General features: G+C 63.8%; 10 protein-coding genes and 1 pseudogene. 5 read left to right on the forward strand and 6 right to left on the reverse strand.

All coding sequences use genetic code 11. The annotated features are described in order from the left end of the window. Nucleotides 1-64: 64 nt before the first annotated feature. The 4 genes from BMW90_RS17160 to BMW90_RS17180 all read left to right on the forward strand — a co-directional run bounded on the left by BMW90_RS17160 (nt 65) and on the right by BMW90_RS17180 (nt 4454). Entirely contained in the window at nt 65-733 is a 669-nt protein-coding gene (locus BMW90_RS17160) for a TRAP transporter small permease (protein WP_074837628.1), read from the forward strand. Nucleotides 734-743: 10 nt separating this feature from the next. Then, nucleotides 744-2105: a TRAP transporter large permease gene (locus BMW90_RS17165; RefSeq protein WP_048534637.1), complete on the forward strand. Its 1362-nt coding sequence runs from the start codon at nt 744-746 to the stop codon at nt 2103-2105. Nucleotides 2106-2139: 34 nt separating this feature from the next. Next, on the forward strand, nt 2140-2928 hold the full coding sequence (locus BMW90_RS17170; RefSeq protein ID WP_074837629.1) for an IclR family transcriptional regulator: 789 nt from the start codon (nt 2140-2142) through the stop codon (nt 2926-2928). Between the two features lie 506 nt (nt 2929-3434). Then, nucleotides 3435-4454, forward strand: coding sequence for a nucleotidyltransferase family protein (locus tag BMW90_RS17180; protein ID WP_074837631.1), 1020 nt, complete (start codon nt 3435-3437; stop codon nt 4452-4454). A gap of 199 nt (nt 4455-4653) precedes the next feature. On the opposite strand, the pseudogene BMW90_RS17185 reads toward BMW90_RS17180, so the two are convergent. The 5 genes and pseudogenes from BMW90_RS17185 to BMW90_RS17205 all read right to left on the reverse strand — a co-directional run. Continuing rightward, nucleotides 4654-4899 (reverse strand): annotated as a pseudogene (locus tag BMW90_RS17185) (IS630-like element ISSpo6 family transposase); the annotation flags it as partial. Nucleotides 4900-5052: 153 nt separating this feature from the next. Beyond that, a complete protein-coding gene (locus BMW90_RS17190) occupies nt 5053-5853 on the reverse strand; it encodes a 3-methyl-2-oxobutanoate hydroxymethyltransferase (RefSeq protein ID WP_074837633.1) in 801 nt (266 codons plus the stop codon). Nucleotides 5854-5868: 15 nt separating this feature from the next. Beyond that, a complete protein-coding gene (locus BMW90_RS17195; protein ID WP_074837634.1) occupies nt 5869-7062 on the reverse strand; it encodes an NAD(P)/FAD-dependent oxidoreductase in 1194 nt (397 codons plus the stop codon). 1 nt (nt 7063) lies between these two features. Next, the gene (locus tag BMW90_RS17200) at nt 7064-7375 is read right to left on the reverse strand and encodes a MocE family 2Fe-2S type ferredoxin (RefSeq protein WP_048534648.1); all 312 of its coding nucleotides are present in this window, start codon (nt 7373-7375) and stop codon (nt 7064-7066) included. A 24-nt stretch (nt 7376-7399) separates the two neighbouring features. Beyond that, nucleotides 7400-8479, reverse strand: coding sequence for a fatty acid desaturase family protein (locus BMW90_RS17205; protein ID WP_074837635.1), 1080 nt, complete (start codon nt 8477-8479; stop codon nt 7400-7402). Nucleotides 8480-8574: 95 nt separating this feature from the next. On the opposite strand from BMW90_RS17205, the gene BMW90_RS17210 reads away from it, so the two are divergent. Continuing rightward, nucleotides 8575-9642, forward strand: coding sequence for a LacI family DNA-binding transcriptional regulator (locus tag BMW90_RS17210; protein WP_244526536.1), 1068 nt, complete (start codon nt 8575-8577; stop codon nt 9640-9642). A 3-nt stretch (nt 9643-9645) separates the two neighbouring features. Here BMW90_RS17210 and BMW90_RS17215 read toward each other — a convergent pair. Next, the coding region (locus BMW90_RS17215; protein ID WP_170850575.1) for a 5-deoxy-glucuronate isomerase at nt 9646-9991 on the reverse strand (346 nt) is incomplete at its 5' end.

Here is a 9991-nt window from a genome sequence, read left to right on the forward strand (position 1 = left end):
CGCCGCGACCTCCCTGCAAGCCACCACATCTGCACGCCCTGACCTGTCCCGAGGAGGAGACGGAATGTCCACTATCGTGAGCGACATCGCTGAGATATTCAGCGCTGTCTTGTCCAACGACGCCTGGATGATCAATGAAGCCCTGAAGACCGAAGCCGCATGGGTCCTGGGCGGGGTGATCACCCTGCTGGGCGGCGCGCTGTTCTTGATCGTCTACCACTATGTCCCGTGGATTGAACGCAAGTTCGAGGCCACCGTCATGGTGTCGACCTACCTGCTGATCGGTGCGATCATTTTTGTCGAGGTGTTCCGACGCTTCGTACTGAACGTGCAGGCACCCTGGTCGACCACGCTGCCGCCCTTCCTGTTCCTGATCATGACCTGGGCGGGCTGCGCCTATAACGTGAAGCTCCGAACGCATCTGGCGTTTGCCGAATTCCGCAGCAACATGCCGCGCGGACTGCAATTCCTGTGCCTGTCGATCGATGCGGTGCTGTGGATCGGCTTTGCCTGGATCGTCATCGTGACCTCGACCCAGGTGACCGCCAACTCGGCGGCGAACTTCCAGATCCTTCTGGGCACCGACAATGTCCTGCAATGGTGGTTTTTGATCTCCGTCCCGCTCAGCTTCATCCTGATCGCGGCGCGGGCGATGGAGAACTGGCTGGAGGACCTGAGAAACTTCCGCCACGGCAACGCAATGATCGCCCCCGTCGCCATCGGCGCGGACTGAGGAGACAGACATGACTGACGGATCCTGGACCATCTTCATCTCAATCGCGGTCACCTTCCTGTTCATGCTGGGGGTGCCGGTCTTTCTGGTGATCGGCTACTGGGTGATCGGCATGAGCCTGGTGCTCGGCCTGCCGCTGATCAACACAGGCGCCGCGCTGGCCGATGTCTTCACCGACGGCTTCGCGCTGCTCGCCATGCCGCTCTTCATCCTCACCGGCGACCTGATCAACCGCTCCGGCATCGCCCGGCGCCTGTCGGACTTCGCATATGCGCTTCTCGGCTGGCTGCGCGGCGGCCTCGCCATGGCATCTCTCGGGGCCTGCGGGCTGTTTGCCGCCATTTCCGGGTCGAACTCGGCGACCACCGCCACCATCGGCTCGATGCTGCATCCGGAAATGGTCAAAGGCGGCTACGACGAACGCTTTTCGGCCGCCACCGCCGCAGCGGGCGGCACCGTCGGCATCATCATCCCGCCCTCGATCATCTTCATCGTCTACGGCTTCCTGCTGAACCTGCCGATCTCCGAGCTCTTCGTGGCCGGCATCATCCCCGGCGCGATGATGGTGGGCGGCATGATGCTGGTGGCCTTCGTCATCTGCACCAAAAACGGCTGGGGTCACCTGATCCGGCTCGAGATCGCCCGCGTCCTCAAGACCGGCATCGGCGCCTGGCTGGGCTTCTTCGCCATCGGGCTGGTGCTCTGGGGCATCTACACCGGCAAGTTCTCTCCGACCGAGGCGGCGGGCGTCACGGTGGGCTTCTGCATCATCGTCGGTTTCCTGAGCCTGCCGGTCCACAGGATGATGGGCCGCCCCTCGGAAGACCGCGATTTCCGCGAACGCAGCGTGTCGGAATACCTCGTCGTGCAGGGCTTCGGCCCGCTGGAGCTGCCGTCGATCACCATGCGCTCGGCCCAGATCACCGGCATCCTGGCGCCGCTGATCGCGGTGTCGGTGGTGATGCAGCAGATCCTCTCGGTGCTGGGCGCGCAGGAGATCATCGGCGAGTTCGTGCGCGGCATGGGTGGCTACTACGCGGTACTCTTTACCTCGATGGCGATTGTCTTTGTCGCCGGAATGGTGCTGGAAAGCCTGCCCGTCACCATCATCCTCGCCCCGATCCTCGCCCCCATCGCACATTCCGTGGGGGTCGAGCCGGTGCAGTTCGGGGTGATCTTCCTGGTGGGCGCCTCGATCGGCTTCATCACCCCGCCCTACGGGCTCAATCTCTATGTCGCCTCGGGGGTGACGGGCGTGCCGTATTTCCGGCTTTTGCGCTACACGGTGCCCTACCTGTTCGCACTGCTGTCGGTCTGGATCATCGTCGCGCTGGTGCCGGCTCTCTCGACAATCCTGATCCCGGGCGGGTAAACCGTTACAAAAGGGATTGGCACCAAGGGACACCATGGCGGACGACGGCGAAAAAGAAGGCGCGATACCGACCAACCTGCGGTTGCTGCTCGTGCTGGAAGCCATGGCCGAAGCCGGGGTGCCGGTCACGCCGACCGAAGTGAACCAGACCCTCGGCCTGCCCAAGCCGACCATCCATCGGCTGTTCACCACGCTGGAGAACGAAGGCTTCATCCAGCGCGAAATCGACGGCCGGGGCTATTCCCCCGGCCGTCGCATGCGCAACATGTCGACCGGCATCCTGTCGTCGCTGCGCATCCGGACGGCCCGTGTCGCCGTTCTGGCCAAGCTGGCCGAGGAGATCGGCGAAACCAGCAATATCGCGATCGCGGATCGCGACGCCATGGTCTATCTCGACCGCGTGGAAACCAAATGGCCGCTGCGCATACAGCTTCCCGTCGGCACCCGGGTGCCGTTCTACTGCACCGCCAGCGGCAAGATGTATCTCTCGAACCTCGACCGGCGTCACCTGCGTAACTACGCGCTGTCGGCGCAGCTGGACCCGCGCACGGGGCGCACGATCACCGATCCCGAGGTGCTGATCGCCGAGGCGACAGAGGTGCGTGAACGCGGCTATGCCACCGACGACGAGGAGTTCATGGAAGGCATGATCGCGGTGGCAGTCCCGATCTTCGACGGCAACGACCGGCTGGTCTCAACCCTGTCGTTCCACGCGCCGCAACAGCGGCTTTCGATGGCCGATGCCATCGGTCACGTCGACAGGTTGAGGGCCTCGGCCACGCGCCTGTCGGACCTGCTGTCGGAGGATGACCCGTCGTCCTGACCTCCCTGGTGCGCAGGGTGTCCGGAGGCATAGATTTCGGCGAGCTTCAGCTTGACGAGGTCGCAGCCCCCAAGGCTTGCTGCCGATGGCGAGGTTGAAGAGCGCGAGGTCGCGATGGTTCTTCGCGATTTCCAGGCGTAAGCAGCTGGCCCAGACGTACTTCGGCATGAGGGGGCGCTTCTGGCCGAGGAAATGGCGCTTGTTTCAGACCCGGCGGCAGGCGCGAATTGCGGGAAACTTGGCGATGGTCATGCTGGTTTCTCCCGTCCGCAATTGGACCATATTCGGAAATGCTGCGATCGCGCGGACCGCAAGGCGCGCTTCGATGCGAGCGGCCCCCGGCCATTGGCTACGCCGTTGACCGCTGCGGTACAGCTTCACCAGATGGAGCGTGCCCCTAATCCGGGTGTTGTGAGTTGTGTGCATCAAAATAATATTTGCTGCACTCCACCCGCTGCGTGTATCAATCTCATATTTGATGCACACAGTCGGCGCACAGGCACAACATGGACCCGATATCACATTCCCGCGCAGCCCAGGTCGCTTATCAAGACTTGCTGCGCATGCATCTCGACGAGGCGGCGTCGGAAGTTGTCGGCAGCATCGAGGCGCGTGAGCGCAACGGGCGGATCTATCTCTACGACCGGTTCCGTATCGGGACCGAGATGAAGAGCCGCTACCTTGGCGAGGATAGCCCCGACTTGCGCGATCGTCTTGCCCGGGCGGCTGAACTGAAGGCAGAGGCGCAGGAGCGAAAGAAACGCATGTCCCGCCTGGCGCGGGTCCTGAGGGCCGAAGGGATGATTGGAACCGACCGGGAGACAGGCTCGCTGCTTCTCGCCTTCGCGCGCGCCGGCGTCTTCCGGCTGGGCGGCACGCTGATCGGAACCGGCGCATATGCCCTCTATCAAGGAGAGCTTGGGGTTCGTTTCGACTCTGACGAGCTTGCCCAGACGGGCGACATCGATTTCGCGAGCTTCGAGCGGCTCTCGGTGGCTCTGGGCGACCGCGTCGAGGAAGAACCGGGAGATATCCTTCGGTCGATGAAATTCGAGGCTGTTCCGGGGGTCTTTGATCGGCAAATCTGGAAGTGGCGTCAAAGTGGTGGCGAGGCAATGGTCGAGTTTCTGACGCCGGCGTTCGGCGAGGAAGGCGTCAAGCCCCTTCCGGCACTGGGTGTAAGCGCACAGGCATTGAACTACCTCAATTTCCTGATCGCGGAGCCGATTCACGCGCTGGCCCTCTACCGCTCGGGTGTCCTTGTGCAGATCCCGCGCCCCGAGCGCTTCGCACTCCACAAGCTGATCGTGGCCAGCAGGCGGCAGGGCGGTCCGGACGAGGCGAAGGCGCGCAAAGACCGGTCCCAGGCGGAATTCCTGATCCGCATCCTCGCGGAAGACCGGCCCGACGATCTCGCCGAGGCCTACGAGCACGCGCTGTCCCAGGGCCCCAGGTGGCGAGACCGGATCGCCTCAAGCCTTGATCGCATGCCGGCGACAAAGGATATCCTTGGCGAACTCTCTTGATCTGGTAGGCCGCCACATTTGGCCCGGCATGTCATTGGTCTCGGCCGCCCTACGGGTGTTGAGATCGATCGACTGTTTCAGGGTGTCCCCGGGCGGGAGCAGAAATTCGCGGCGTCGATACGGCCTGATCAGTGACGGCAGGGCGACGGGAAATGTTTACCGAAACCAGTCCAACATTCTCTCGGCGTTGCCACTACAGCAACAACCATTCAATCAGCAACATATCCGGCAAAACCGCCTGAACCTTGGCGGACCTGTACGACGACAGATTGTCGGCGATCACCATGTCGCCTGGCGGCAATTCGGGGGACAGCTGGGGATCGATACAGGTGTCGAACGCGGCGGGGTTCATGGGGCCGTCCACCACCCGAAGCGCGCTGAATTCGTCGACACGCAGCCCTGCGATGAAGGTCTGCGTCCGCCAGTGTCCGAAGGGCGCGTCAGCAGCATCCCGGTGGTGTAATTCCCGCGCGGGTCGCTTGGCGGCCACGGTCGTTCTTCGGAAAAAGCTCGGTTTGCCGACATAGTTCACCTCGAAATATTTGTGGTGAAAGTAGGGGTGGCGAGATCAATTGGTTGCTGATCGCCTTCAAATTGTTCAATCGTTGAGCGCAAGCATGAACTTGGAGAACTCGTCATCCTCGATGCCGACGCAATGCGCTGCGGCGGGATAAGCTCCTGTTGTCACGTCATTGACGAATTCGCCGAAGGCCGCGACACGTTCGCGCTGCAACCGGTCGAGTTCACTTCGGAAATCGCGGTAGGTCCTGGCGTGGCGCGGCTTGTGACCGCGCGTATAGCCCAGGACGTCCTCGGCAAAGAGATACTGAGCATCGGCGTACGGCCCGGCGCCCATGCCGAGCAGGACAAGACTGGTGCGACAGGCGATCTCGGCGGCGATCCGGTCGGGAACAACTTCGAGCTCGGCGCCGAAACAGCCGATCTCCTCCAGCTTCCTGACGTGCTCGAAGACGCTCAGCGCGCTGTCCGCGGTCTTGCCGACAGCCTTAAACCCACCTGTCCAGGTGGCTTTCGACGGGATCAGCCCGACGTGGCTGACCACCGGGATTCCGTCATCCGCCAGCGCCTTGATCGTGCCAAAGGACGACGCACAGTACACGCAATCGCCGCCGACCTGCATGGCGTGGTGCGCGGCGCGTTGGTAATCCTCCAATGTTACCAACTCACCGTAAAGAAGACCGACCTGCACGAAGCAAGCGCCGGCGGCGTCCCGCATTTCTGACGTCCAGACCGGGTCGATGATCGACAGCATATCTACGCCGGCCTCGGCCGCGGCTGCCGCCTCCTCGGGCGTCTCGACGTAGAGCATGGTCAGGGTGCGCTTGCCCTTCATCGCCCGGATATCGGCAACTGTCGGCCGCTTTGGTGTCTTGCTCATGGAATCCTCCCTCGCTCAGGCCGCCCTGAGCAGCTTCTTCATGTTCTGGTTGGCGTCCGCCAGCAGCGCCGGGTCGAGCGTCGCGCCGGCAAGCCGCTGTGCGATCTTGATGTCCCGGGAAACGGCATTGCTCGGCCCGAGCCCGGCGGCACCGATCAGCTGCCCGGCATCGTTGGAGTAGAAACGCACCTCGGCGCCGTTCCCCAGATCGCGGATGGCGGCCGGGTCGCCCTCTGTTTCGCCGAAGCCCTGCAACCCGAGATCGTATTGATCCGACCAGAACCAGACCGGCCCGGAGAACCTTGCATCGCCACCGGCCAGGTTGGCGCCTGCCACATCCCGCTGGGCCTGAGCATTCTGCCAGGTCTCATAGTGTCGATAGCCGCCGTCCGGCGCCTGCACCGCGGCACAATCGCCTGCCGCAAAGATCCGGGGGTCTTCGGTACGCAAGCCCGCGTCGACGCAGATACCGTTCTGGGTGGTCAGCCCTGCCGCCTCTGCCAGGTCGATATTTGGCGTGACACCGATCGCGGCGACGGCCAGATCGGTGTCGATGGTCTGGCCGTTCTCCAGCACCACCGAGAACGCGGTACAGACGCGCAGGGCGACGCCGCAGCGGATATCAACTCCACGTTGCCGGTGGCGCTCGGCCAGGCGCATCGCGAAAGGTTCCGGGACATTGCGGCCAAGAGGGCGCGGCCCGGCTTCCAGCACGGTGACCTTCGCACACCTCCCGATCAGGACAGCTGCGAGTTCCAGGCCGATGAGCCCGGCGCCGACAATGGTCACGCGGGTCGAAGCCCCGGCGGAGCGGAACACCTCCCGCGCGTCCTCGATCGTGCGGAAAACACGTGCATGCTCGCCGCCCGGACAGGCCAGAGTGCGCGGCCGCGCCCCGGTGGTGAGCAGAAGCTTGTCGTAGCCAAGCGCGCTGCCGACAGAGAGCTGCAACTGCCGGTTTGCTCGGTCGATTTCGGTGACAGTGACGCCGGACCTCAGGGCGATCGCGCACGCAGACAGAGCCTCTTTCGAGGTGATCGGCTTTTCGATAACTCCGGCGGCATCAGGCTTGGACAGCGGCGGCCGCTCGTAGGGCAGTGTGGTCTCGGCGCCGATCACGGTGATCTCGCCCGCATATCCCGCATTTCGGGCTGCAAATGCGGCACGCAGGCCACATTCGCCGGCGCCGACGATGACGATCCCTGCCACCTCAGACCTCGATCAGCACGCGGCCGTTTTCGACCTTGGCGGGATAGGTGGCGAGGTTGACGCAGACCGGCGCGCGTTTCGCCTCTCCGGTGCGGTAATCGAACTGGCCGTTATGCTTGGGGCATTCGATCACGTAATCCATCACCAGCCCGTCCACCAGATGCACCTGTTCGTGGGTGCATAGACCGTCGGTGCAGAAGAACTCGTCGTCCGGGCTGCGATAGATCGCGAAGGTGCGCCCGTCGTGATCGAAGCGGATCAGGTCTTCTTCGTCGATGTCGTCGGTCGCGCAGGCGTCGATCCATTGTGCCATGATACTGTCCTTTCGAGCTTTTTGTTATTCCGCAGGAACGCCGAGTGCCTCGGCATGCAGGTCTTCGCGATAAGGCCGTGCGGTGCCCGGAAGTTCGCGCTTCAAAAAATAATCCTCGTAGCGCAGCTGGCGTTTCAGGGCCGGCCAGATCTCGCGGTAGGCATCGAGGATCGACGTATTGGGCGCCGGCAGGTCGTGCTTGATCTTCTCGTGCAGTTCCGGCAGCCGGTGATAGGGCACCATCGGAAACATGTGGTGTTCGACGTGGTAGTTCATGTTCCAGTAGACGAAGCGGCTGACCGGGTTGATATAGACGGTGCGGCTGTTGAGCCGGTGGTCCAGCACGTTGTCGGCCAGACCCGCGTGCTGCATGATGCCGGTCATTACGTGGTGCCAGGCGCCGTAGAGCCGCGGCAGGCCGATCACCATGAGCGGCAGGATCGACTGCATGGCGACCGCGAGGACAATCGTCGCGGCATAGATCAGCACCCAGATGCGGGCGACGCGGAACACCTTGGGCCGCTCCTGCTCGGGAATGAAATCGGCCTCTTCTGGGCCGAGATGTCCGGCGGCGTTCTGTAGCATGTGTTTCCAGCCGGTCAGCGCGTCCAGAATGCCGAAGAAATTCAGGAAGATGCGGAACAGCGCCGGCGGGCGCATGGCAACAATCTCCGGATCGCGACCGACGATGATCGTGTCGGTGTGGTGCCGCGCATGGCTCCAGCGCCAGACCACCGGGTTGCGGACCATGCAGAAGCTGGCGATCTGATAGACCGCGTTGTTCATCCATGGCGTCTTGAAGGCGGTGCCGTGGCCGCATTCGTGCCAGCGCGAGTCCATCGCCGAGCCGTAGAGGACGCCATAGGCCAGCCAGGCGGGCGCCGACCAGGGCGACGGCCAGAGCGCGATGCCGAGGCCGGCCAGCAGGATCATCGCCCCGAACAACAGGATCGTGTCGCGGACCGCCGGCTGGTCGCTGCGCTGCATTAGCGCCTTCATCTCCTTGCGCGGAACCTCGGTGTGATACCACTGGGCCGTGGCCAGCCCGGTCTTGACGGCCCGCGCCGCATCGGGGCCCAGCAGGGAATAATCGCGCTTTGTCATGATATCCTCCCAGGATAAGCGGTTGATCCAGCGATACACCGACCCCGCGATTCTTCGGAGAGACGGGCTTGCCGTTAACCTCAAAACACATCATCATGAGCGACATCCATGATGCGAATACCTCAAGCCCTATGTCCCGTCGTCCAACCCTGAAAGACCTGGCAGAGGCCGCCGGCGTGGGCCTGGCGACTGTCGACCGCGTATTGAACGGACGCGACAACGTCCGCCAAGCGACAGTCAGGCGCGTGCTGATCGCGGCGCAGGAGATCGGCTATCCGACGGCTCGGCTTGCCGAGATCAATGACCGGACGGAGCGGCCCGTGGTGCGCTTCGGCTTCGTGCTGCACAAACCGTCGCAGGCCTTCTACCGCAGTTTCGCCGCAGCGCTGGAGGCCGCGGTGGCAGAACGTCAGGACGTGCGCGGCCGATGCGAGATCCGCTTTTCAGCCTCGCAATCGCCCGGTGACTTCGCCGCCGAACTGCAAGAGGCCGGCCAGAGCGCGCAGGTGCTGGCCACTTCGGCGATCAACCACCCCGGCCTCTCAAGGGCAATCACCGCGCTGCAGGGCGCGGGCAAACCGGTATTCTCGCTGCTCAACGACGCGGCCTCGGGCATCCAGCAAAGCTACCTCGGCCTCGACAACGTCAAGGTCGGGCGGATTGCAGGCTGGATGATCGCAACGCAGGTCCGTGATCCCGGCAAGGTCGCCGTCTTCATCGGCGGTAACCGCTGGCACGGCCATATCCTGCGCGAGACCGGGCTGCGCAGCTACCTGCGCGATCATGCACCGGGACTGGAACTGCTGGACGCGGTGGTGAACCTTGAGACCCGGCAGGTGACCTACGAGGCGACACTCGACCTGCTTGACCGTCATCCGGACCTGCGCGGCATCTACGTGGCGGGCGGTGGCATGGAAGGCGCGATCGCCGCACTGCGGGAACTCCGCCCGCCCGGCAAAGTGGCGCTGGTGGTCAATGAGTTGACCGACGACAGCCGCGCCGCGCTGGCCGACCGCTACGCCAGCCTGGTCATCGCCACGCCGCTGACCGAGCTGTCCCGACAGCTCGTCGACCTGATGATCGAGGCGACGCGCCAGTCCGCGCCCCCGGTTTCGGCACAGCACTTCCTGACGCCGCAGCTCTACGGGCCGGAGTCGATCTGAGCCTCACCCGTCTTTATCGATGATCCACTTGACGGCGGGGTCGGGCAGGAATCGCCAGTTGCGGCGGGGGCCGGCCATGACGTTGAGGTAGTACATCTCGAAGCCGTAAGGCGCGCCGCAGGGGTGGTGGCCGCGGGGGACCAGGACGACGTCGCCATCGTGCACCGCCATGCATTCGTCGAGCGTGCCATCCTCGGTATAGACCCGCTGCACGCCGAATCCCGAGGCCGGGTTAAGGCGATGGTAATAGGTTTCCTCCAGATAGGTGATGCGCGGGAAGTCGTCCTCGTCGTGACGGTGGCTGGGGTAGGAGGACCAGTGGCCGGCGGGGGTGAAGACCTCGGTGACC

This window comes from Marinovum algicola, from assembly GCF_900109145.1.
Taxonomy (GTDB): domain Bacteria; phylum Pseudomonadota; class Alphaproteobacteria; order Rhodobacterales; family Rhodobacteraceae; genus Marinovum; species Marinovum algicola.